Source organism: Microbacterium oleivorans, assembly GCF_013389665.1.
Classification (GTDB): Bacteria; Actinomycetota; Actinomycetes; order Actinomycetales; family Microbacteriaceae; genus Microbacterium; species Microbacterium oleivorans_C.
Genome location: NZ_CP058316.1, coordinates 1,856,969 through 1,878,782 on the forward strand (window position 1 = coordinate 1,856,969; position 21,814 = coordinate 1,878,782).

Here is a 21,814-nt window from a genome sequence, read left to right on the forward strand (position 1 = left end):
GGTGGGTCCTCTCATGCGTCCCGAAGGATGCGCTCGGTCACCCGAGCACAGAAGTGCAGCGCGTCGACGGGCACGCGCTCATCGGCTGCGTGGAACTGCGCGAACACGTCGAAGTCAGAAGCAACGCGCAGCGGCACGAATCCATACCCGCGGATGCCGAGGCGCGCGAAGTGCTTGTTGTCGGTGCTGGCCGGCAGCAGGTAGGGAACGACGACCCCGTCGGCATCCTCCGCGGCGACCGCCCGCTGCAGCACCTCGATCAGCGGCGCGTCGGGCGGCGCCTCGGTGGCGGACCACCACCGCCCTTCGATCACCTCGGCGTCGTCGCCGACGAGCTCTCGCAGCTCGCGCCGCAGCACATCGTCCTGACCGGGAAGCAGCCGGATGTCGAGCAGGGCCGATGCCTCCGCCGGGATGACGTTGACCTTACCGCCCGCGCGGAGCACGGTGGGTGTCACGGTGTTCCGGGTCGATGCGCCGGCGAGGGTCGCGACGAAGCCGAGCGTCGCCAGGTCCTCCTCCAGCGAGTCGTCCGAGAACGCCAGGCCCCGCGCGGCGCCGAAGGCTCGGAGGAACGCCTCGAGCGCCGCCGTGCGCACGACGGGGAACCGGTGTCCGCCGATCGCGGCGACGGCTCGAGCCAGCCGGACGACCGCGGTGTCGCCCGTCGGTCGCGATCCGTGCCCGGCACGGCCGCGCGCGACGAGGGTCGCACCGGCCACACCCTTCTCGCTCGCGGCGAGGAGGTAGGCGCGGCGCTCGTGCGCGACCTCGGCACCGCCATCGTCCGCCCGCCCGCCCGGGGCGTCGAGGGGAACCGAGAATCCGCCCACCTCGCTCAGCGCCTCCGTCACGCCTTCGAACAGGTCGGGCCGATTGCGCACGAGCCAGTCCGATCCCCAGATGCCGCCGCTCTCCTCGTCGGCGAGGAAGGCGAGGACGAGATCCCGCCGAGGGACGATGCCCTCGCGGGCGTAGTGGCGCGCGACGGCGAGGACGGTGCCGGCGTAGTCCTTCATGTCGACCGCGCCCCGGCCGTACAGGTACCCCTCGTGGATCTCGGCGCCGAAGGGCGGGTGGGTCCAATCGGCCTCGGCCACCGGCACGACATCGAGGTGCGCGTGGATCAGCAGGGCGCCGGCATCCGGATCCGATCCACGGATGCGGGCGACGAGCGACCCGCGGCCCGGCACGGGCTCGATGAGCTCCGACGCGATGCCCGCCTCGGCCAATCGGTCGCGCACGTACTGCGCCGCGCGGGTCTCGCCGTCGCCGATCGTCTCGGCGGTACCGGTGTTCACGCTGTCGATGCGGATGAGGTCGCGCACGAACTCCAGCGCCTCGCGTTCGAGCTCGGTCGTCATGACGCTCCTCACCGTCGCGGACGGACGCCGCACCGCGACGTTAACGGCTCGTCGACGACGCGGCACGCGCGGGCGCCACAAACGTTCACGCGTCCGAGGCGAGCGGTATGGTGCCCACGTGAAGTCCTCGACACAGACGACGGTGTGGTCCTCGCTCCGCCTGGCGATGGCGGTCGTCATCATCGCCGCCGTCGTGACGCAGCTGGTCGCATCGCTGACCCGCACGGCCGAAGCCGACGGTGACGTGGCCACCGTGTTCGCGAACTTCTTCAGCTTCTTCACGATCCTCTCGAACGTGATCGCCGCGGTCGTGCTGGCCATCGCGGGGACGACATCCCTCGTCCGCCCCGGCCGAGAGCAGTCATCGCTCGGGTTGTCGGCGGCTCTCGCCTGCGCCACCACCTACATGGTGATCACGGGCATCGTCTACAACGCCCTGCTGCGCGGCATCACGCTGCCCCAGGGTTCCGAGCCGGTGCCGTGGTCGAACGAGGTCCTGCACCTGGTCGCGCCGCTCTTCCTGCTGGTCGACCTGCTGGTCGGCATCCGTCGGCGCGCGCTGCAGTGGCGCGTCGTGGGCGTCGTCGTGGCGTTCCCGCTGCTGTGGACCGCGTACACGCTGATCCGCGGCCCGCTGGTCACCAACCCGACGTCCGGCGAGCCCTTCTGGTACCCCTACCCGTTCGTGAACCCCAACAACCCGGGCGGCTGGGGCATGGTGATCGGCTACGTCATCGGCATCGCGGTCGCTTTCGTCGCCGTCGGGCTCTTCACCGTCTGGGTGACGCGTCGGCGCGCGCACGCGTCACCGATGCGGTCCGCGCCGTGACGGCGGGAATCGGCATCAGACCGGCCGAGTGAGGATCTCGGCTGCGCCGTCGGTGATGGCGATGGTGTGCTCGCTGTGCGCGGTCAAGCACCCGGTGGAACTCCGGAGCGTCCACCCGTCCCCGTCGGTCACGAGAACATCCGTGTCCACCATCGCCCAGGGCTCGATCGCGATCAGCAGCCCGGGCCGCAGCTCGTACCCCCGGCCTCCTCGCCCGGTATTGGGGATGTGAAGGTCGCCGTGCATGACCGAGCCGATACTGTGCCCGCCGAACTCGGTGTTGATCGAGTAACCGGCGTCCGAGAGCACCGTGCCGATGGCGAGGGAGATGTCGCCGACCCGGTTTCCTGGTCGGGCGACCTCGATCGCGGCGGCGAGCGCGCGCTCGGTGGCATCGATGAGGGCGACGGCGTCGGCGTCCCGGCGGATGCCGACGATGAAGCTGATGGCGGCATCCGCGGCGATGCCGTTCTTGATCACCGCGAGGTCGAGGGTGAGCAGATCGCCGTCCACGAGGCGGTAGTCGCGCGGCATCCCGTGCAGAACCTCGACGCGGTCGCCGCGGAGGTCTCCGCCGCCGACGCCGCGGCTGCCGACGTGCCGACCACCGTCCCGTCGGCCTGAGCCGGGTCGTCGGCATCGCGCGCACCGTCGTCGCCGACGGGCTGTTCGCCGTCCGGGTGACGCTCGGCGCGCGCCGATGCGATCGACGGATGGTCGCGGAATCGGCAGCCGAGTCGTCATACTGACCCACATGGATGCCGTGAACGAATGGTTGTTGACCTGGGGAGATCACCTCTGGACCTGGGCGGTCCTGCCGGTCGTCGTCCTCCTCGGCCTGTACTTCACCGTCCGTTCCGGGGTCGTGCAATTGCGCATGGTGCCGGAGATGTTCCGCACGCTGACGAACAAGACACCCCTGACCAGCGCCGGCAAACCCCAATCGGTTTCGGCGTTCCAGGCGTTCACCATCTCGGCGGCGTCTCGTGTCGGCGTGGGCAACATCGCCGGAGTGGGCACGGCCATCGCGGTGGGCGGACCCGGCGCGGTCTTCTGGATGTGGACGATGGCCTTCGTCGGAGGCGCCTCGAGCTTCATCGAGTCATCCCTCGCCCAGCTCTACAAGACACGTGACCGCGACAGCTTCCGGGGCGGGCCCGCGTATTACATGCAGCGGGGGCTGAAAGCCCGGTGGTTGGGGGTGTGGTTCGCGGTCATCCTGATCATCTGCTTCCCCTTCGCGTTCAGCTCGCTGCAGGCCAACACGATCGCCGCGACGGTCAGCTCGAGCGTCGGCGGCGACATCGCATGGCTCCCCTGGGCGGTCGGCGTCGGCGTGGCACTGTTGACCGGCCTCGTGGTGTTCGGCGGCGTCCGCCGCATCGCCTCGGTCACCCAGGTGCTGGTCCCGATCATGGCGCTCGCCTATCTCGTCCTCGGCATCATCGTCGTGGCCTTGCATCTCGACCGCGTCGGGCCGGTCTTCGTCGAGATCGTCACGTCCGCGTGGGGCTTCAACGAGGTCGTCGGCGCGGCGTTCGGGTACATCGTGCTGACCGGCATCAAGCGCGGAATGTTCTCGAACGAGGCGGGCCTCGGCTCGGCTCCGAACGCCGGCGCGAGCGCCGCCGTCACCCACCCGGTCAAGCAGGGCCTGGTGCAGACCCTCGGCGTCTACTTCGACACATTCCTGGTGTGCTCGATCACGGCGTTCATCATCCTGGTCTCGGTCCCCGATCTCGCCGGCGCCACCCGCGGCATCGATCTGACCCAGGGTGCGCTCGTCGACACACTCGGCGAGTGGTCGAACATCGCCCTGAGCATCATCATCTTCCTGCTCGCCTTCTCCTCGATCCTCGGCAACTACTACTACGGCGAGTCGAACATCGAGTTCATCTCGACGAGTCGTGCACTTCTCACCGGCTACCGCGTGCTCGTCGTGGGCGCGGTCCTGGCAGGTTCGGTCGTCGGTGCCGACCTCGTCTGGAACTTCGCCGACGGGGTGATGGGGCTCATGGCGCTGACCAACCTCATCGCGATCGGGCTCCTGTCGGGCATCGCGTTCCGGCTGCTCAAGGACTACTCCGCACAGCGGCGCGAGGGGCTGGACCCGGTCTTCACCCGGGACCGCCTGCCGGGCGTCACCGGCATCGAGTGCTGGGAGGACGAGCTGACGGTCACCGGTCCGATCGACCTCCCCGTCGCCGCGCGACAGTCCGCGAAGCACCGGGACCGCCTCACCTCACGGGACTCGCGCTGAACCCAGTGCAGTCTCATCCGTCGGAGCCGCGGGTGCGGTCAGGCCCCGTCGCGCAAGTCGCGGAAGAAGCTGTCGACGTGGGTTCGCAGGCTTTCTATGCGGCGATCCCGGGCGGCGCCGGCATCGAAGCCCAGGTAGGGCGGCGGGTCGAGCCGGCGCACATTGCGCGAGCATTCGAAGCCCGCGCACAGGAGCGTCCCGACCGTGTCGCCGGAGCGGCCGGCCTTGCCGGCGCGCTTCGCCGCGAAGAGCACGACCTCGTTCGGCAGCGTGACGTCGGAGCACCACGAGCACTGCGGCCGCGTGCGCGTACGCTGCTCGGCCTGGCGCAGCTGCAAGCCGACGGCCGCGCCGTCGAGCTCGGCGACGATGAAGCCGAGCAGCGGCGTCTTGGGGTCACGCCAGCCGTAGTAGTCACGGGTGTCCCAGTCGATGTCACCGAGGCCGGACGGGACGACGAGCGAGCTGCGCTCGCGAAGCGAGACGTTGATGAATGAGGCGCGGATGGATCTCTCGGTGAGAGCGAACATGGTGGGTCCTGTCTGAGTACGCGTTCGCACGATCGCGGAACCGTCATGAGGCCGGAACGGCATTGACGAACGCGATCGTGACGGCTCGGGGCGAACGACGTCGCCCTGAGCCCGGGGAGGGCCGCATCACGGACGGAGGTCGACGCGACGCGGCTACCGGATCAACCGGCGAGAACGAGCAGGGATGCCGCGCCTGTGCCGCCGGCGCTGAGCGCGCCGGAGACCCCCTCACGCCCGGAGGGCAGCAGACGAACGGTACTCACGCCTCCAGGCTACCCCTCCCCCGCGCGCGGGAGCCGATACCATCGGCCCGATGACCAGCGAACGGGGCCGACGATTCGTCGATGGCGCGGGGGCGCGGCTCGAGCCGCACCACCCGTCGTTCTTGACGTCGCACCCCACCGCGCTCGGGCTGGTCTGGATGGCGGCGGTGGTCGCGCTCCTCGTGGGATGCGACCTCGCCGGGGCACCGGGATGGCTCCGGGCGGTGCTGACGCTGACCGCGGCACTGCCGCCGCTGGTCGCGACGCTCGTCGTGCTGTCGCAGACGCCGCGCTCGCATCTCGAGTACGAGCCGTCGATCCTGACGCACTTCTTCGCGCGATTCCTCGCCCTCTTCAGCGCCTTCATCTTCTGGCTCGGGTCGGTCGTGATCGGTGGCGCGATCGCGGTGCAGCTCACGGACGAGAGCGGCACCGACATCGTGACCGCTTGGGAGATCGCCGCGGAGATCTTCGCGATGATCGTCCCCCCAGTGACGGTGCTGCTGTACTGCGTCCTGATCCTGCGGTACGCGTCGTATCTGGTGCGCCTGCGCGGGTGGTCGGCCGTGCCGACGCGTCACCGCATCCCGGAGCACTTCCTCGCCGAGGCGCCGCGCACGCGTCAGATCGTGATCGGGCTCGCGCACCCGGGTCTGCTGCTCGCGGCGGGCCTGCTCTCGACGTCGGTCGCCGTCGCGCTCACGGTGCGCGCCGAGGCGCTCCTCGCCTGAGCCCGCATCACCGCGCCATCCCCGCGCGCCGCGGACAGCCGGTGATCAGTCGACCGCGGCTCGCACCAGCTCGCGCACGCGCCGCTCCACCTCGGCGCTCACCTCGACGATCGCAAACGACGTCGGCCACATGGCCCCGTCGTCGAGCGTCGCCGTCTCATCGAAGTTGAGCGTCGGGTAGCGGGTGTCGAACTTCGACTTCGGCTGCACGAAAATCACGACCTTGCCCTCGCGCGCGTACGCCGGGAACCCGTAGAAGGTCTTGGGGTCGAGGTCGGGCGCCTCCTCCGAGACGATCCGGTGCACCAGCCGGGCGACCTCGCCGTCGATGCCGTCGAGCGTCTCGATCGCGGTCACGCAGGCTTCGAGCTCCTTCGCGAGCTTGGCCGCCCCCTTGAGCCCCTTGGTGGAACGCAGTTCCTCGGCGCGCTGCTGCATCGCCGCCTTCTCCTCGTCGGAGAACCCCGCTCCGCCCGATGTCTTGCCGGCCATGTCCACCCCCTCCTCGGCCCGCGGCGCGGGCGTCACGGTCCGATCGTGCCACTCCGCGCGCCCGGTGGACAGAGCCGCGGCGCACGGGGGCCGGATCACCCGCGGCGCACCGGTGGCGCACCGGTGGCCGGGGGCGTCCCCGCCCTAGGCTCATGACATGCGCGCTCGCCTCGGCTCCACCCTGCTCGTCCTCTCGGCCCTCACCCTCGCGGGGTGCGCATCGTCACCGGCATCCGATGCTCCCGACACCATGCCCACAGCGGATGCCGTTCCCGAGGGCGCATGCGCCTACGTCGAGGCCGCCGGTGGCGTGCGCGAGGTGACTCCCCCGCCCGCGGAGGCCGAGGTCACCGGCGAGGTCGCGGCCGTGCTGCAGACCTCGGTCGGCGACATCCCGATGACCCTCGACGCAGACCGCACCCCGTGCACCGTCGGCAGCTTCGTCTCGCTCGCCGAGCAGGGCTACTACGACGACTCGCCCTGCCACCGCCTCACGACCTCGGGCATCTTCGTGCTGCAGTGCGGCGACCCCTCGGGAACGGGCCGCGGGGGCCCCGGGTACCGCTACGCCGACGAGCTCGACGACAGCGAGACCTACCCCGCGGGCACGGTCGCGATGGCAAACGCCGGGCCCGACACCAACGGATCGCAGTTCTTCCTCGTGTACGAGGACACCCCGCTGCCGCCCTCCTACACGGTCTTCGGTCAGCTCGACGAAGCGGGCCTGGCCGTCGTACGCGAGGTCGCCTCGGCCGGCGCCGAGGGCGGCGCGGCCGACGGGGCACCCGCCACGACGGTGACGATCACCGGCGTGACGCTGGGCTGACCCGCCTCTCGCCGCCGGAACGCAACCGGCGGCGACATCTGGGGTAACGCGGATTCGACCGGGGCCGGTCCCTACCGCGACACTCGGGGGACCGTCGGCACTCGGCGGCGCCGAGACCTGAAAGGCCCGATCGTGATCGCGCTCGAGCATGTGTCAAAGACGTACGGCGGCATCCCGGCCGTCGACGACGTCTCGCTGCAGATCCCCACGGGCGAGATCTACGGCATCGTGGGGCAGAGCGGCGCGGGAAAGAGCACGCTCGCCCGACTGGTGAACCTCATCGAACGTCCCGACTCCGGTCGCGTGGTCGTCGACGGCACCGACCTCACCGCGCTGGGCACCGGCGACCTGCGCTCGGCGCGGCGGCGCATCGGCATGGTGTTCCAACGCTTCAACCTGCTGGGTAGCCGCTCGGTGCGGGGAAACGTCGAGCTCGCACTCGAGCTCGACGGCACCTCGGCCGCCAAGCGGCGGGCGCGCGCGCAGGAGATGCTCGACCTCGTCGGCCTGGGACACCGCGGCGACGCGTCCGTCCACGAGCTGTCGGGCGGCCAGCAGCAGCGGGTGGGCATCGCACGCGCTCTCGCCGCCGGCCCGAGTGTGCTCCTCTCCGACGAAGCGACGAGCGCGCTCGACCCCGAGACCACCACCGCCATCCTCGACCTCTACCGCCGCATCAACGCCGAGCTCGGCCTCACCGTGCTCCTCATCACCCACGAGATGGACGTCGTGAAGTCGACCTGCGACTCCGCCGCCCTCATCGAGCAGGGGCGCGTGATCGAGAGCGGTCGCCTGACCGACGTCATCCGCACCCCGGGATCCCGACTGACCTCGCAGCTGTTCCCCCTCGGCCCCATCCCCGCCGGCGCCGATCCGCGTGCCGCCGTGATCGACATCACCTTCGCCGGCGGAACGGCCGACCGACCCGTGATCGCGCGCATCGCCCGTGACCACGAGGTCGACGTCTCGCTGCTCGGCGCCCTCGTCGAGCAGATCGCCGGCACCCAGGCGGGGCGGACTCGTCTCGAGGTACCCGCCGAAGCCGCATCCGCCGTCATCGCCGACCTGCGCGGACAGGGGCTGATCGTCGACGTCCTGCGCGCCGCCGGCTCGACCCAGACGGGGGATGCCGCATGAACGAGCAGCTTCTGAGCCTGCTGCTGGTCGCCACCGGCCAGACGCTCTACATGGTCGGCGTCGCCCTGCTCGCCACGATCGTGATCGGCCTGCCGCTGGGCGTGGTGCTGGTGGGCACCGAGCAGGGACGCTTCCTGTCGTCGCCGTTCGGCTCGCGTCGTGCGGGCATCGTCGTCAACCGGGTGCTCGACTTCGTCGTCAACCTGGGTCGCTCGGTTCCCTTCATCATCCTCATGGTCGCGCTGATCCCGTTCACGCGCTTGATCGTCGGCACCTTCATCGGCCCCACCGCCGCGATCGTGCCACTCTCGGTCGTGGCGATCCCGTTCTTCGCGCGCATGGTCGAGATCGCGATCAAGGAGGTGGATGACGGTCTGCTCGAAGTCGCGGCATCCCTCGGGGCGAGCCGGTGGCAACTGGTCACCAAGGTGCTGCTACCCGAGGCCGCGCCCGCGATGCTGCTGGGACTGTCGACGACCGTCACCTCGATCATCAACTTCTCGGCGATGGTCGGCACCGTCGCCGGGGGCGGTCTCGGCGACGTCGCGATCCGCTACGGCTACCAGCAGTACAGCTGGATCCACATCATCAGCGTCATCGTCGTCATCTTCGCCATCGTGATGGTGCTGCAGGGCCTCGCGAGCTGGGGCGCCCGGCGGCTCGCCCGGCGGTCGCCCCGCGGCGGCCCGGCGACCCGTCGCGCCGCACGACGCGCACACGCCGCCACACCGGCCTCCTGAATCACCGCACCGCCGCTGCATCCGTTCCGCACTCGTTCCGCACCGCATCCGTTCCGCACCGCATCCGTTCCGCACCGCATCCGTTCCGCACCCCGAGAGGACTCCTCCATGTCTCGCACCGCACGCACCCCGCTCCTCGTCGCCGCCGTCGCCTCGGCCGCCCTGCTGCTGGCAGGCTGCGGCAGCTCCGCCGACACCGCAGACGCCGGCTCCGGTGACGGCGACAGCCTCGGGACGATCAAGGTGGGCGCACTGCAGACGCCCGCCGGCGACATCCTGAACCACATCGCCGAGAACGGTGCCGCCGAGCTGGGACTCACGATCGAGTTCGTGCCGTTCACGGACTACAACACCCCCAACACGGCGCTCGTCGACGGGTCGATCGACGCCAACCTGTTCCAGAACTCGACCTTCCTCGAGACCTTCAACAGCAACACCGGATCCGACCTCATCAGCGTCGGAGAGGCATACCTGCCGTCGGCGGCGTTCTATTCCGACAAGGTCGACAGCCTCGACGACCTCGAGGACGGCGCCACGATCGCCATCCCGAACGACCCGACCAACGAGGGACGCGCGCTGAAGCTGCTCGCGCAGGAAGGCCTCATCGAGGTCGCCGACGACGTCGTCGACCTCACCGGCATCACCGACAACCCGCGTGACTTCGAGTTCCAGGAGATCGAGAACGCCACGCTCCCGCAGGCCGTGCCCGACGTCGACGCCGCGTTCGTGACCATCAGCTTCGCGCTGCCCGCCGGCCTCACGGCCGACGAGGCGATCCTGACGGAAGGCGAGGGAAGCCCGTACTACAACGTGCTCGCCACGCGTCCGGACCTGAAGGAGGATCCCCGCATCGCCGCGCTCTACGACCTGCTGACCTCGGCCGAGGTCGCCGACTTCGAGAACGAGACCTGGGGCGGCCTCGTCGTTCCCGTCACCGAGGACTGAGCCGGGCGGGGTGCGACGCCACGGGCGCACTAACTCCTGCAAAACGGCGCCGCCCGCGGCCGAATCCGCGCCACAGCCCCCGGTAGCGGTCGGATTGCAGGAGTTAGTGCTGGGCGTCCGCCCCGCCGTCGATGACCCCGAACGCGAGGTACGCGCCGGCGAGGGCGATCACAGAGGCGACCCCGATCCCGACGTCGCCTCCCCGCGCACGGGCCCCCGCGCGTCTCCACCGCAGGATCAGCACGCCGAGCGCGAGCATGACGCTGAGCACAACGAGAACGAGCGGGATGAGGTCCGCCATCGCAGCCATTCTCGCGCGAGCCGCGATCCGGGCGGCTAGGCACGCGTCTGCGAGACCGCCCCGCTCACTCGGCGTGGAAGACGGCCTCGAGACCCGGCCAACGGTCGGCGACCGCGAAGACCGGAACTACGGAACGGTCGGTCACGTCGACCTCGACGACGCGGCCGCCGGTGATCGTCCGCCCGGTCCACACGTCGACCCAGTCACCGCTGGGCAGGTAGACCCCCCAGGAGCGCGCGTCCGGCTCGAGCACGGGGGCGACGAGTAGACCGTCACCGAGCATCCATTGCACCGGATGCTGCCACACCTGCTCATCCTGCGGATGGTCGAAGTACAGCGGCCGCATGAGCGGAACGGATTGGCTGACGGCGCGCCGCGCCGCCGCGGCGAGGTAGGGCACGAGACGCTCGCGCAGCTCGACCAGAGCACGCACCTCATCGATCACCGCAAGATCGCCCGTGCGCTCGGCGATGTTCCACGGCGTGCGGTCCGCCGACGGTGTGCGGTGATGGTTGAACTCGGAGTGGTACTGCATGATCGGCACGAAGACGCTCGCCGCCATCGCCCGCACGTACAGCTCGGCGTCGGGGATCGGGCCCGAGAACCCCGCGATGTCCCAGCCCCAGTAGACGATGCCGGATGCCGCTGCCGAGAGCCCCGCGATCATCGACCAGTGGAACGCCTCCCACGTGGAGTTCTCGTCTCCGGCCCAGAACGCACCGTGCGCTGCCGAGCCGGTGAAGCCCGCGCGGCTGAAGGTCACGGGCGCCTTGCCCGCCGATTCGAGCAGCCGTCCGTAGGCCGCGGCGTAAGCGACCGGGAAGAGGTTGTTGGCCTCGTCGCCGCGCGTGCCGTCGAGGAAGACAAGGTCTTCACCCCACGCGTGCTCGCCGCCGTCGGTCTTGAATCCGTCGATGCCCACCTCTTCGACGAGGTAGCGGCGCTTCTCGGTCCACCAGGCCGCGGCGCGCTCGTCAGTCAGGTCGGGCATGAGCGACAGCGGGAACCACCAGCCGCGGTTGCGGTAGGGCCGCAGCGACCCGTCGGGCGCGGTCTCGCGCACCAGCACCCCGGCGTCGACGGCGGCGCGCGCGTCGGCGGCGGCCTGGCCGGTCGGGTGGGGCCGGAGCTTGATCAGCGGGATCTGCCACAGGTGCACACGGATGTCGTGGGCGTGCAGGTCGTCGACCATGCCCTTCGGGTCGGGCCACGCGCCCTCGGCGGGAAACGTGAAGTCGCGCAGCGACATCGGTCCGCCGTCGGCGCGCACCTCGTACTGGGCGTCGCGAAAGATCGTGAAGGTCTTCTCATCGCTCCACGCCTCGATCACGACGTTGCGGACCGGGATTCGGTGCTCGCGGTGCAACGACATCTGCCGTTCGACCTCGGCCTGGGTGTTCCACTCGTTGCCGCTGGCCCACAGCCCGAAGACCCAGTCGGGAAGCTCGCGCGGGCGCCCGGTCTCGGTCGCGAAGGCGTCGAGCACGTCACGCGGCGATCCCGTGTACAGGCTGAGCGACAGGATGCCGGTGTCGGTCGATGCGGCCGAGACCTCCGCCTCGATGACGAGACGGTCGGGGTCGCTCGCTCCGATGTCGAACCACACCCGCCGCGATGTGCGCACGTGCAGCCCCCATCCCGTTCCGCCGACGATGTGGGCGAACGGCATGGGCAGGTAGGTGCGCCGATGGGCGCCCTGGCTCTTGTACTGCTCGAACACGACCGAGTCGAGGTGCGCGCCGCGGTGATCGAGCGCGTCGTACCGCTCGCCGAATCCGGTCACATGCTCGCCCGGGGCGAGCGCGAGCGCGAACCGCACGCGGTGCAGCCGCTCGCCGTCGTCGAGCACCTCGACCAGCATGGGACTCGGCGCGCCGGGGCGTGAAGCGCCGCCGCGCGCACCCGCATCGACGACGAGGATGTCGGGCTCGGCCGCCCGCCAGGCCGCCGAGCGGCAGGAGAACCACCTCGTCGACTCGGGCGATCCCGCTCCCTCCGACCGGCTCGCGACGAACCGGTACCGCATCGTCGTGGCCGCCGGGGGTGCGACGAGCTCGGTCTGCCAGCCGCCCGCTGTGCGGGAGAGGCGTGCCTGCGCCGAGGCCAAGTGGCCGCCGTCGACGGCCTGTCCGCGCGACGAGCGCACGACGGGGCGGAGCGCGACGGTGCTTACGGGACCGTCGTCGATCCGCCATTCAAGCACGACGCCGTCGACGGCGCCGGAGGTGCGCACCCCCAGCCGCAGCGGCTCGCCCGCGACGGGCTGCACCGGACTGCGCTGTTCGGTGTCGTCGGCGTACGGATGCCCCGATCCTGACGGACGGTGCCGGATCACGAGGCCACCGCCGCCCGACGCGCGCCCGCGCCGGCATTGACGACACCGCCGGCCGCGCCGACGAGACCGAGCTCGGCCGCGAGGCGGAGCACCATGGCATGGCTCCACAGCAACGGCGTCGCCACCGGGCCCCAACGCTCGATCCACTCCTGCCGGCGCTCGGGTGCGAGCAGCTCGCCGTCGACCTGTTCGGGGAGCAGCTGGTCGTCCGTGGCCGTACCGACCGCCCACGCGAACAGGCGGCGGGCCCCGGCCTCGTCGCCCGCCGCGGCATACGACAGCCCGAGGAAGCACGACAGCAGCGGCCACCGGCCCCCGCCATAGAACGTATCGGCCGTGAAGCGGTAGACCCCACCGCCGTTCTCGAGCTGGGTCGTCAGCGCCGCACGGGTCGCCGCGGCGAGCCCCGACTGGGGCGCCACGACGCCGAGCGGCGCGATCAGCGAGCTGAGGCTGCCGTCGACCGCATCGGTGCCGAGCCACTTCGTGAGGTGTCCTTCGGCGACTCCGCTCGCGAGGATGCGGTCGCGCACGCGCTCGGCGCCGGCGTGGGCGGCATCCGCCCGCTCGCCCGTGACGAGGCCCGATCGCGCCGCCGCCTCGAGCCCGGCCGCGATGCACCCGAGGGTCGAGACGTGCACGTGCTCGCTGTGCTCCTCCCACCAGTCGTAGCAGGGGCGCTCCCACGAGCTCAGAAGGTAGTCCACCGTCAGCGCCGCCGCGTCGGCCCACCGCTCGACGGGCAGGTCGTGCCGCGCGGCGTGGTCGGCCGCGGCCCACAGCCACGTGCCGTAGCCGTCGAGCTGGAAGTCCCACCACTCGTCGACACCGAGCTCGCCCGCGAAGGTGAAACGCGCGGGCAGCATCCGGTCGTCCGGCAGCGGAGCTCCCGCCGACGCGGCGGCGACGATGTCGCGGATGCGCTCGGCATGACGGCCGATCACCATCGCGCACCAGTCGAAGAATGCCGTCGCCGACTCCGCTTCACCGGCGGCTGAGGCACCGTCGGCGATGAAGGATCCGTCGCGGAACCAGCAGTATCCCCGGTAGGCCGAGAAGGTCGGTGACGCGGGGTAAGCGCCGTTCGGTTCCTGCAGCGATGTGATGACGGTTCGAGATCGATCGAGGAGCGCGTGGAGGTCGACGCGTGAAGAGATGGTCATGGTTCCTATTCCGGATTCGCGGGGGACCGGGGGCGAGAGCGCGCCTCGCCCCCGGTGGTGGGGTCAGCCGAGGAGGGGCGTGATGCGCTGCTCCGCGTCGGCGAGTGCCTGCTCGACGGTCTTGCGTCCCGCGGCGGCCTCGGTCAGTTCCTCGGTGACGATGTCTTGCATCTCGGCCTGCCCGTCGCCGATCGACGGCGCCAGGGCCACGTTCTCGAGCGAATCGAACACCGCCTGGCGATTCGCCGGCGGCGTGATGTCGAGATAGGCCGCCAGCTCGGACTGATCGGCGATCGGGGGGAGCTCCCAGCCCGCCTCGAGCCGCGTCTCGACCGTGGTCGCGGAGGAGGTGAGGAACTCGGCGAAGGCTGTTGCAGCATCCGTGTGCTTCGAACCCGCCGACACACCCACGGCGTTGGAGAACAACGCGCTCGCATGCTGCTGGTCTCCGGGCTCTACGGCGATGTCCCACGAGAAATCGGCGTCGGCGAGGGAGCCGAACATCCAGATGCCGCTGTGCCACATCGCGAGCTTGCCCGACGAGAAGAGCCCGCTGTCGAAGTCGGGTGTTCCGGCCCCCTGCTCGGCGGTGGGCATCGTGGAGCCGCTCTTGCCGATGAGCCACTCGGCCGCCGCGATCCCCTCAGGCGAGGTGAACCCGACCGCGGTGCCGTCATCGCTCAGGAACTCGCCGCCCGCCTGAGCGACGGCCTTGTAGTACTCGTGGTAGCTGATCGGCTGATAGTCGCCCCACACTCCGGCGCCGGCATCCGTCAGCTGCTCCGCCGCCGCCTGCTCGTCCTCCCATGTCCAGTCCGCGGTCGGGTACTCGAGGCCGGCCGCGTCGAACAGGTCGGCGTTGTAGAAGAGGACGACGTTCGAGAACGAGCTCGGCAGCGCGTACGACGTACCGTCGGTCGCGTAGGCGTCGACCAGCGACGCCTGATAGGCGCCCGTATCGACGTCGTCCAGCGGAGCGAGCACACCGCTCTGCTGGTACGCCGCGTAGTTCGCGAACTCGATGTCGAAGACATCCGACGCCGTGCCGCCGGCCAGATCGGTCTGGAGGGCCGTGAAATAGTCCGCGTACGGCAGGGTCTTCACCTCGACGGTGATGCCCTCGTTCTCGGACTCGAAGGCCTCGACGATCTTCGTCAGATTGTCTTCGTTGCCGCCCGCCGAGATGAAGTTCGAGTAGGTGATGGTGACGTCGCCGTCGTCGCCGGGGGCCGCGCCCCCGGCGCACGAGGTGAGGATGAGGCCGCCGACGGCGACGGCGCCGATCGTGACCCCGCGGGCTGTGCGGTTCATGAGTATCTCCTTCGATAGTCGGTGCAGGTGGGGGAACGGTCACTTGATGCCGCTGCTCGCGACGCCTTGGATGACGTAGCGCTGGGCGAAGACGTAGATGGCGAGCATCGGGAGGATGCTGACGACAGAACCGGCCATCATGACGTCCCATTCGGTGGTGTACTGCCCCTGCAACCCGGCGAGCGCGAGCGGCAGGGTCTGCAGCTCTTTCGAGCGCAGGATGATGAGCGGCCACAGGAAGCTGTTCCAGCTGTTCATGAAGGAGAAGACCGCGAGCGTCGCGAGCGTCGGGCCCACCAGCGGGAGCACCACGGTGCCGAAGATGCGGAAGTGCCCCGCGCCGTCCAGCGTCGCCGCCTCGTCGAGCTCTCGCGGCACGGCGTTCATGGCCTGGCGCAGAAGGAAGACCCCGAACGCGCTCGCGATACCCGGAAGCAGGACGCCGAGATAGGTGTCGACGAGGCCGAGGTCCCGCATCTGAACGAACAGCGGGACGATGAGCACCTGGATCGGGATCATCATCGTGGCCAGATAGAGGGCGAACACGAACCCGCGGCCACGGAACGGCAGCCGGCTGAAGGCGTAGGCGGCCAGCGAGCTCGTCACCAGCTGGAAGACCGCCGTCGCGACGGCAAGACCGAGGGAGTTGAGGATGATCCGGGCGAAGGGGAGCTCGGCGAACAGGGTCTGGTACGCCGAGATCGAGGGGTCGTCGGGAACGAGCTGCGGTGTCGCATCGAGCCCCGCTCCCGGCGAGAGCGACGTCGACAGGGTCCACAGGAAGGGGAAGAACATGATCGCGGCGCCCACGATGAGCACCAGGACGAGGAGCGAGCGTTTGGTCTTCTCACGCATAGGTCACCCACTTGCGCTGGCCGATGATCTGGATGACGGTGACCCCCAGAACGAGGGTGAACAGCATCCACGACAGCGCGGACGCCTCCCCCGCCGACCCGTACCGGAAGGTGAGGTCGTAGATCTGCTGGACGACGACGGTGCTCGACCCCGCCGGGCCACCGCCCGTCATGGCGTAGACCTGGTCGAAGACTTGGAAGCCGTTGATCAGCGAGATCACGACGACGAAGAACGTCGATGGTGACAGCAGCGGCAGGGTGACGCTGAACAGACGCCGCCAGGGACCGGCACCGTCGACCTTGGCCGCCTCGTACATCTCGGTGGGGATCGCCTGGAGCCCGGCGAGCAGGATGATCATGACGAACCCGAGGTCCTTCCAGGCCGAGGCCAGGATGATCGACGGCATCGACCACAGCGGATCGGTCCACCATCCGGGGCCCTCGATCCCGATGACGGCCAGCGCGGCGTTGACGATGCCGACCGATGGGTTCAGCAGCCAGCGCCAGACGAGCGCGACGACGATCCAGCTGGTCACGACGGGGAGGAAGTAGACCCCGCGCAGCAGGTCACGACCGCGGAAACGCGTGTTGAGAGCCAACGCCAGCGCGAGGCCCCCGATGTAGACGAGAGGGAGATAGCCCACGAGGTAGTACAGCGTATTGGCGAAGGCCCGCCGCGTCCCGGGGTCCTGGATGAGGGTGACGTAGTTGTCGAGACCCACCCACTGCATCGGTGCGAGAAGGTTCCACCGGTGCAGACTCGTCCAGAGCGCACCGAACATCGGATAGATGGTGAACATCGCCAGGGGCACGGCGCTCGGCAGAAGGAACGCGAGCACGATGAGCGCGTACCGGCCCCGTCCGCGGCGACGACGACGCGGCGACGCGGCGGGCGGTGCCGTGTCGGGCATCGCGATGGGTGCGCGTCCCGGCGCGAGAGTCATCGCCCACCGTCCCGGACGTCGTCGGACGACCTCGGCACGGCGATGCGCTCGCGCACGAGACGCCCCTGCTCGCCCGATCGCCCCTGCGCGTCGAACGGCGTCGAGAGCACGAGCGCCGCGGCGCCCTGAGCCCATCGATCGTCCTGCCAGGTCTCCACCGCGACGGGCACCATGCGGTTGCGGGGGATCAGTCCTGACCGGAACGCGGGCTCGAATCCGAAGGACCAGTGGCTCCACGCCTCGATACCCTCGCCGAGCATGATCACGATCTCGGGGTCGACGAGGTTGACCACCCCGGCCAGTACACGGCCGAGAAGGTGGCCCGCGTGCGAGAAGAGCTGCTGCGCGGCGACGTTGCCGCCGTCGGCGAGCGCGCGCAAGGCCGAGACGCCCGCGTCGACGCCGATCAGTCCGCGTTCGCGGGCCCGATCGACGAGCGCGCTCTGGCCGATGATCGCCTCGAGGCAGCCGCGCCCGCCGCACTGGCAGAGCGGTCCGTCCTCTTCGACCGGCACGTGCCCGACCTCGCCGGCACCGCCGCTGCGGCCGCGCAGCACTCGGCCGTCGGCCATGAGGCCGGCGCCGATGCCGGTGCCGATCGTGATCACGAGCACGTTGTCGTGGCCGCGGGCCTGTCCGTGCAGGGCCTCGGCGATCGCGAGGGCGTTGACGTTGTTCTCCACCAGCACGGGCAGGTCGAGCTCGCGACGCAGGGCCTCACCGAGCGGTACGCGCTGCCAGCCGAGCTGCGTCGAGTCGACCGTGCCGACCGCCTGCTCGTCGACGTTGCCGGGCACCCCGACGCCGATCCCGAGCAGCGGCGCGCCCGATCCCCCGTCGATGAAGGTGCGCAGCATCGCGCCGAGCCGCGTGATGGCGGTGCCGGATGCCGCGTTGAACGGCTCGGTCGCCGATCGGGCCACCGAGCCGTCGATGCCCACCTCGACCGCGGTGATGTGGTCGGCGACGACCTTGACGCCGATCGCGCGCCCGGCGTCGGACACCAGTCCGAGCAGGCGCGCCGGCCGGCCGCCCTGCGACGGGCTGTGGTCGAGCTCGATCAGGAGGCCGTCGGCGATGAGCTGGCGGGTGTGCTGCGTGATGAGCGCGGGTGAAACGCCGAGCTCGCGGGCGAGATCGGCGCGAGACGTGGGCCCGTTGCCGCCGATGTAGGCGAGAACGGCCGAACGTGTCACATCTGCTCGGGCAGTGGATGCGGACAACGGAACCCCTTAGTTCAGTGCTGAAGTAAAAGTAGAGCGGGCGTCGCAGCGATGTCAATCACTCTCGGGAGCGATCTCGACTCTTTGCCCCCTTGCTCGTTGCTGGCGGGGGTCTTGACGGATCGAACGGGAAACGCCATATTGCTCACTAAATACATGCGTGAACAAAGGGGTCTCCATGTCTTTCCACTCGCCTATCGGCGTCGTCGCGGCCGGCGCCGCCCCGCATCCCACACCGGCGGCTTCTCGTCGCCTGGCCGGCCTGGCGATCGCACTCATCGCGGGCCTCGTTCTGGCGTTGCTCTCCGCGGCCCCGGCGCGCGCGAACACCCTCGACGGGGTCTGGCATTCGCCCTACGGCGCCGACGAGCTCTACGCGACGGAGCCGACCGAGCGGGCCCCCCGCGACCCGATGGCCGGCGACGACGTCCAGCTCAATGTCACGACCTGGCCGGTGGCGCCTGGTCAGTCGGCGTGGATCACGTGGAAGCTCAACGGAGTCGACCAGACGCCCCGCGGCGCGGCCTGGGACCACAACTCCGGCAACAACACGTACTGGAAGATCGACCTGGGTGAGTTCGCCCGCGGCGACCGCGTCGAGTACACCGTGCACGCCGACGTCAACGGCGCCGGTCAGCGCGACATCGGCCCGTTCTCGTTCACGGTGACCTCATGGAGCTCCGTCACCGACGTGACCTCGGTGCTCGACAACGGCACATCGGTCGACATCGTCACCGGCGACAGCGCCGGGGACTTCACGCCCCGCATCCGCTTTGCCTTTCCGCGTCTCGACGGATTCGACACGCAGATCTCCCCCACCGGCTCGGGCCTCGATCTCGCCGGTCTGACCGACTACACCGTCGACGACGCGGCGACCCAGGTCACGATCTCGACCGACCGGATCGTGCTGCGCATCGATAAGGCGCCGTACCGGCTCTCGGTCTACGAAAGCGACGGGACGACCCTCATCACCCGGCAGTACGACCCGACGCAGTTCCGCAACATCGGCTGGGCGAGCGACGGATCGTCGACGGTCACGAAGATCGAGGACCACTTCCTCTCACCGACCGGCGAGCGCTTCGAGGGCTTCGGCGAGAGGTACGACGGGCTCGACCACCGCGGCACCGACGTGCACAACTACGTCTACAACCAGTACCAGGACCAAGGTGCAACACGGCGGACGTATTACTCGGCCCCCTTCTTCGTCAACTCGGCCGGCTACGGCATCCACCTCGACACGACGCGGTACGCGATCTTCAACCTGGCGACCCACCGGTCGGACATGGCGGGCTTCACGGTCGATACCGGCGGCGCGCTCGACTCGACCCTCGGCTACAGCTTCTTCAGCGGCGACCAGGCCGCCGTGCTCGACGACTACACCGCCGACACCGGCCGGCCGCTGCTCCCACCGAAGTGGGCGTTCGGCCTCTGGGGCTCGGCGAACGAATGGAACACCCAGGCCGACGTCGACGAGTGGCTCGGTCAGGTCGAGTCGTCGCAGATCCCGCACAGCGTGCTCGTGCTCGAGCAGTGGAGCGACGAGGCGACCTTCTACCTCTGGAAGGATGCGCAGTACACCCCGACGGCGGGCGGCGACGCCCTGTCGTACGACGACCTCACCTTCCCCGCGGGCGGCGCCTGGCAGGACCCGCGACAGATGGTCGCCGACGCCCACGACCAGGGCGTGAAGGTGCTGCTGTGGCAGATCCCCGTACTCAAGGAGAACTTCACGTCGAACCCCGCGACCGCGCCGCAGCAGCACCTCAATGACCGGGCCCACGCGACGGCGCAGAGCTACCTCGTCGACGACGGCTCGGGCCAGCCGTACCGCATCCCCACCGGGCAGTGGTTCGGCGACAGCACCGTGCCGGACTTCACCGACCCCGCCGCGACGGCGTGGTGGATGAGCAAGCGTCAGTACCTCCTCGACGAGATCGGCGTCGACGGCTTCAAGACCGACGGCAGCGAGGCGCTGTTCGGGCGTGACCTCCAAGTGTCGGACGGCCGCCGCGGCGACGAGATGCACAACGCCTACCCGAACGAGTACACCTCGGCGTACAACGCGGTCGTGCAGCAGGCCACCAGCGGCGACGGCACGATCTTCAGCCGCGCGGGGACCACGGGCGGGCAGAGCTCGTCGATCTTCTGGGCGGGCGACCAGGCCTCGACCTTTGGCGCCTTCCAAGAGGCGGTCCGCGCCGGACAGAGCGCCGGACAGTCGGGCGTGCCGTTCTGGGCATGGGATCTGGCGGGCTTCACCGGTTCGTTCCCGAGCGCCGAGCTCTACTTGCGCTCGACGGCGCAGGCCACCTTCTCGCCGATCATGCAGTACCACTCCGAGAAGGCCGACCCGAGCCCGTCCGAGGCCCGAACCCCCTGGAATGTCCAGGCGCGCACCGGCGACCCGAGCGTCGTCCCCACCTTCGCGAAGTTCGCCAACGTGCGCATGAACCTCGTGCCCTACCTCTACACCGCGGCCGACGAGAGCTCGCGGACGGGCATCCCGATGATGCGGGCGATGAGCCTGGCGTTTCCCGAGGATGCCGCGGCCGCGGGCTACGACCAGCAGTACATGTTCGGCTCCGAGCTGCTCGTCGCACCCATCACGGCGCAGGGCCAGACCACGAAGGACGTGTACCTGCCCGAGGGCGAGTGGTACGACTTCTGGAACGGCGGACGTGCCCTCGGCGACGGTGTCAAGCAGTACAGCGCGGGCCTCGACGGCATCCCGGTCTACGCGCGCGCCGGGGCCGTCGTGCCCCTGAACCTCAACGATGCGTACGAGCTCGGCGGAACGATCGGCAACGACGTCGACGCCTATGACAACCTGGCGTTCAGGGTGTACCCGGCAGAGTCGAGCTCGTACGACTACTTCGAGGACTCCGCCGACGCCCGCCGCACGATCGAGGTCAGCGCCGACCGCGTGGCGCGCACCGTCGACATCACGGCGCCCCCGCTGACGACGACCGCCACCTACCAGGTCTCGGGCACCCGGCCCGGCGGCGTCTCGGTCGGCGGTACGGCGGTGAGTCCGATCGGCTCCCTCGGCGACCTGGCCGCGGCGACGAGCGGCTGGTACTGGGACCCGCAGTTGCAGCTCACCTCCGTCAAGATCGAGGCTGCGACCACCGCTCGCGTCGTGTCGCTGACGGGCGTCGACAAGGCCGCATACGAAGCGGAGTTCGCGCAGCACACGGCCGTCACGACGAATACCGATCACCCGGGATACACCGGCACCGGCTTCGTCGACGGCTTCGCGACGACCGGCGACGCCGTGGAGTTCGACGTGTGGGCCGAGCAGGCGGGCACGCACCAGCTGCAGTTCCGTTACGGAAACGGTGCGCCGACGGGGGCGGCGCGAACGATCCGCGTCGACGGCGTCTCGCTCGGCGACCTGACGCTCGCGCCGACAGGCTCGTGGTCGCAGTGGGGGACGGCGGGTATCTCGACATCCCTCACCCCGGGCCGGCACACCGTGCGCATCGAGTACGGACCCGGCGGCGCAGGCGGCATCAACCTCGACAACCTCGTGCTGGCGCGCTGAGCCAGCCGATCAGAACGGTGGA

18 protein-coding genes and 1 pseudogene are annotated in these 21,814 nt (G+C 69.9%); 8 read left to right on the forward strand and 11 right to left on the reverse strand.

The window, feature by feature from the left end; translation table 11 throughout:
• Window positions 1–11: 11 nt before the first annotated feature.
• Window positions 12–1,364: a M20/M25/M40 family metallo-hydrolase gene (locus HW566_RS08820; protein ID WP_178012151.1), complete on the reverse strand. Its 1,353-nt coding sequence runs from the start codon at window positions 1,362–1,364 to the stop codon at window positions 12–14.
• Window positions 1,365–1,482: 118 nt separating this feature from the next.
• On the opposite strand from HW566_RS08820, the gene HW566_RS08825 reads away from it, so the two are divergent.
• Window positions 1,483–2,193 (forward strand): Pr6Pr family membrane protein, encoded by a 711-nt coding sequence (locus HW566_RS08825; protein WP_256728645.1) that lies wholly within the window; start codon window positions 1,483–1,485, stop codon window positions 2,191–2,193.
• Window positions 2,194–2,208: 15 nt separating this feature from the next.
• Here HW566_RS08825 and HW566_RS08830 read toward each other — a convergent pair.
• A pseudogene (locus tag HW566_RS08830) lies at window positions 2,209–2,739 on the reverse strand (M24 family metallopeptidase); the annotation flags it as partial.
• Between the two features lie 208 nt (window positions 2,740–2,947).
• On the opposite strand from HW566_RS08830, the gene HW566_RS08835 reads away from it, so the two are divergent.
• Window positions 2,948–4,453, forward strand: a complete 1,506-nt coding sequence (locus tag HW566_RS08835) for an alanine/glycine:cation symporter family protein (protein ID WP_178012155.1) — start codon at window positions 2,948–2,950, stop codon at window positions 4,451–4,453.
• A gap of 38 nt (window positions 4,454–4,491) precedes the next feature.
• Here the strand turns inward: HW566_RS08835 and HW566_RS08840 are convergent, their stop codons facing one another.
• Entirely contained in the window at window positions 4,492–4,983 is a 492-nt protein-coding gene (locus HW566_RS08840; protein WP_178012156.1) for an FBP domain-containing protein, read from the reverse strand.
• A gap of 313 nt (window positions 4,984–5,296) precedes the next feature.
• Between HW566_RS08840 and HW566_RS08845 the strand changes: the two genes are divergently transcribed.
• Window positions 5,297–5,977, forward strand: a complete 681-nt coding sequence (locus HW566_RS08845) for a hypothetical protein (RefSeq protein ID WP_178012158.1) — start codon at window positions 5,297–5,299, stop codon at window positions 5,975–5,977.
• A 45-nt stretch (window positions 5,978–6,022) separates the two neighbouring features.
• On the opposite strand, the gene HW566_RS08850 is transcribed toward HW566_RS08845, so the two are convergent.
• The gene (locus HW566_RS08850) at window positions 6,023–6,505 is read right to left on the reverse strand and encodes a hypothetical protein (RefSeq protein WP_372955771.1); all 483 of its coding nucleotides are present in this window, start codon (window positions 6,503–6,505) and stop codon (window positions 6,023–6,025) included.
• Window positions 6,506–6,626: 121 nt separating this feature from the next.
• Between HW566_RS08850 and HW566_RS08855 the strand changes: the two genes are divergently transcribed.
• The 4 genes from HW566_RS08855 to HW566_RS08870 all read left to right on the forward strand — a co-directional run bounded on the left by HW566_RS08855 (window position 6,627) and on the right by HW566_RS08870 (window position 10,117).
• Complete coding sequence (locus tag HW566_RS08855; RefSeq protein ID WP_178012162.1) at window positions 6,627–7,295, forward strand: peptidylprolyl isomerase; 669 nt, start codon at window positions 6,627–6,629, stop codon at window positions 7,293–7,295.
• Between the two features lie 132 nt (window positions 7,296–7,427).
• Window positions 7,428–8,432: a methionine ABC transporter ATP-binding protein gene (locus HW566_RS08860; RefSeq protein WP_178012164.1), complete on the forward strand. Its 1,005-nt coding sequence runs from the start codon at window positions 7,428–7,430 to the stop codon at window positions 8,430–8,432.
• Window positions 8,429–9,172, forward strand: coding sequence for a methionine ABC transporter permease (locus tag HW566_RS08865; protein WP_178012166.1), 744 nt, complete (start codon window positions 8,429–8,431; stop codon window positions 9,170–9,172). The genes HW566_RS08860 and HW566_RS08865 overlap by 4 nt, the downstream gene beginning before the upstream one ends.
• A 108-nt stretch (window positions 9,173–9,280) precedes the next feature.
• On the forward strand, window positions 9,281–10,117 hold the full coding sequence (locus HW566_RS08870; RefSeq protein WP_178012168.1) for a MetQ/NlpA family ABC transporter substrate-binding protein: 837 nt from the start codon (window positions 9,281–9,283) through the stop codon (window positions 10,115–10,117).
• A 103-nt stretch (window positions 10,118–10,220) separates the two neighbouring features.
• On the opposite strand, the gene HW566_RS08875 is transcribed toward HW566_RS08870, so the two are convergent.
• The 7 genes from HW566_RS08875 to HW566_RS08905 all read right to left on the reverse strand — a co-directional run bounded on the left by HW566_RS08875 (window position 10,221) and on the right by HW566_RS08905 (window position 18,221).
• The gene (locus HW566_RS08875) at window positions 10,221–10,418 is read right to left on the reverse strand and encodes a hypothetical protein (RefSeq protein ID WP_178012170.1); all 198 of its coding nucleotides are present in this window, start codon (window positions 10,416–10,418) and stop codon (window positions 10,221–10,223) included.
• 64 nt (window positions 10,419–10,482) lie between these two features.
• Window positions 10,483–12,753, reverse strand: a complete 2,271-nt coding sequence (locus tag HW566_RS08880; RefSeq protein ID WP_178012172.1) for a glycoside hydrolase family 31 protein — start codon at window positions 12,751–12,753, stop codon at window positions 10,483–10,485.
• Window positions 12,750–13,916, reverse strand: a complete 1,167-nt coding sequence (locus tag HW566_RS08885) for a glycoside hydrolase family 15 protein (protein ID WP_178012174.1) — start codon at window positions 13,914–13,916, stop codon at window positions 12,750–12,752. Before HW566_RS08885 ends, HW566_RS08880 begins: the two co-directional genes overlap by 4 nt.
• 63 nt (window positions 13,917–13,979) lie before the next feature.
• Window positions 13,980–15,227: an ABC transporter substrate-binding protein gene (locus HW566_RS08890; RefSeq protein WP_178012175.1), complete on the reverse strand. Its 1,248-nt coding sequence runs from the start codon at window positions 15,225–15,227 to the stop codon at window positions 13,980–13,982.
• Window positions 15,228–15,266: 39 nt separating this feature from the next.
• Window positions 15,267–16,082 carry a carbohydrate ABC transporter permease gene (locus HW566_RS08895; protein WP_178012177.1) on the reverse strand — a complete coding sequence of 272 codons (816 nt, stop codon included), beginning with the start codon at window positions 16,080–16,082 and terminating at the stop codon, window positions 15,267–15,269.
• The gene (locus HW566_RS08900) at window positions 16,075–17,025 is read right to left on the reverse strand and encodes a carbohydrate ABC transporter permease (protein ID WP_218621617.1); all 951 of its coding nucleotides are present in this window, start codon (window positions 17,023–17,025) and stop codon (window positions 16,075–16,077) included. Before HW566_RS08900 ends, HW566_RS08895 begins: the two co-directional genes overlap by 8 nt.
• Complete coding sequence (locus HW566_RS08905; RefSeq protein WP_218621618.1) at window positions 17,022–18,221, reverse strand: ROK family transcriptional regulator; 1,200 nt, start codon at window positions 18,219–18,221, stop codon at window positions 17,022–17,024. The genes HW566_RS08900 and HW566_RS08905 overlap by 4 nt, the downstream gene beginning before the upstream one ends.
• Window positions 18,222–18,426: 205 nt before the next feature.
• On the opposite strand from HW566_RS08905, the gene HW566_RS08910 reads away from it, so the two are divergent.
• A complete protein-coding gene (locus HW566_RS08910) occupies window positions 18,427–21,792 on the forward strand; it encodes a TIM-barrel domain-containing protein (RefSeq protein ID WP_178012180.1) in 3,366 nt (1,121 codons plus the stop codon).
• Window positions 21,793–21,814: the final 22 nt, after the last annotated feature.

What these genes read in the sequence shown, in the direction of transcription:
- HW566_RS08820 (WP_178012151.1), bottom strand. Translation starts at nt 1,364, where the DNA reads ATGACGACCGAGCTCGAACGCGAGGCGCTGGAGTTCGTGCGCGACCTC.
- HW566_RS08835 (WP_178012155.1), top strand. Translation starts at nt 2,948, where the DNA reads ATGGATGCCGTGAACGAATGGTTGTTGACCTGGGGAGATCACCTCTGG.
- HW566_RS08840 (WP_178012156.1), bottom strand. Translation starts at nt 4,983, where the DNA reads ATGTTCGCTCTCACCGAGAGATCCATCCGCGCCTCATTCATCAACGTC.
- HW566_RS08845 (WP_178012158.1), top strand. Translation starts at nt 5,297, where the DNA reads ATGACCAGCGAACGGGGCCGACGATTCGTCGATGGCGCGGGGGCGCGG.
- HW566_RS08855 (WP_178012162.1), top strand. Translation starts at nt 6,627, where the DNA reads ATGCGCGCTCGCCTCGGCTCCACCCTGCTCGTCCTCTCGGCCCTCACC.
- HW566_RS08865 (WP_178012166.1), top strand. Translation starts at nt 8,429, where the DNA reads ATGAACGAGCAGCTTCTGAGCCTGCTGCTGGTCGCCACCGGCCAGACG.
- HW566_RS08870 (WP_178012168.1), top strand. Translation starts at nt 9,281, where the DNA reads ATGTCTCGCACCGCACGCACCCCGCTCCTCGTCGCCGCCGTCGCCTCG.
- HW566_RS08875 (WP_178012170.1), bottom strand. Translation starts at nt 10,418, where the DNA reads ATGGCGGACCTCATCCCGCTCGTTCTCGTTGTGCTCAGCGTCATGCTC.
- HW566_RS08885 (WP_178012174.1), bottom strand. Translation starts at nt 13,916, where the DNA reads ATGACCATCTCTTCACGCGTCGACCTCCACGCGCTCCTCGATCGATCT.
- HW566_RS08890 (WP_178012175.1), bottom strand. Translation starts at nt 15,227, where the DNA reads ATGAACCGCACAGCCCGCGGGGTCACGATCGGCGCCGTCGCCGTCGGC.
- HW566_RS08895 (WP_178012177.1), bottom strand. Translation starts at nt 16,082, where the DNA reads ATGCGTGAGAAGACCAAACGCTCGCTCCTCGTCCTGGTGCTCATCGTG.
- HW566_RS08900 (WP_218621617.1), bottom strand. Translation starts at nt 17,025, where the DNA reads ATGACTCTCGCGCCGGGACGCGCACCCATCGCGATGCCCGACACGGCA.
- HW566_RS08910 (WP_178012180.1), top strand. Translation starts at nt 18,427, where the DNA reads ATGTCTTTCCACTCGCCTATCGGCGTCGTCGCGGCCGGCGCCGCCCCG.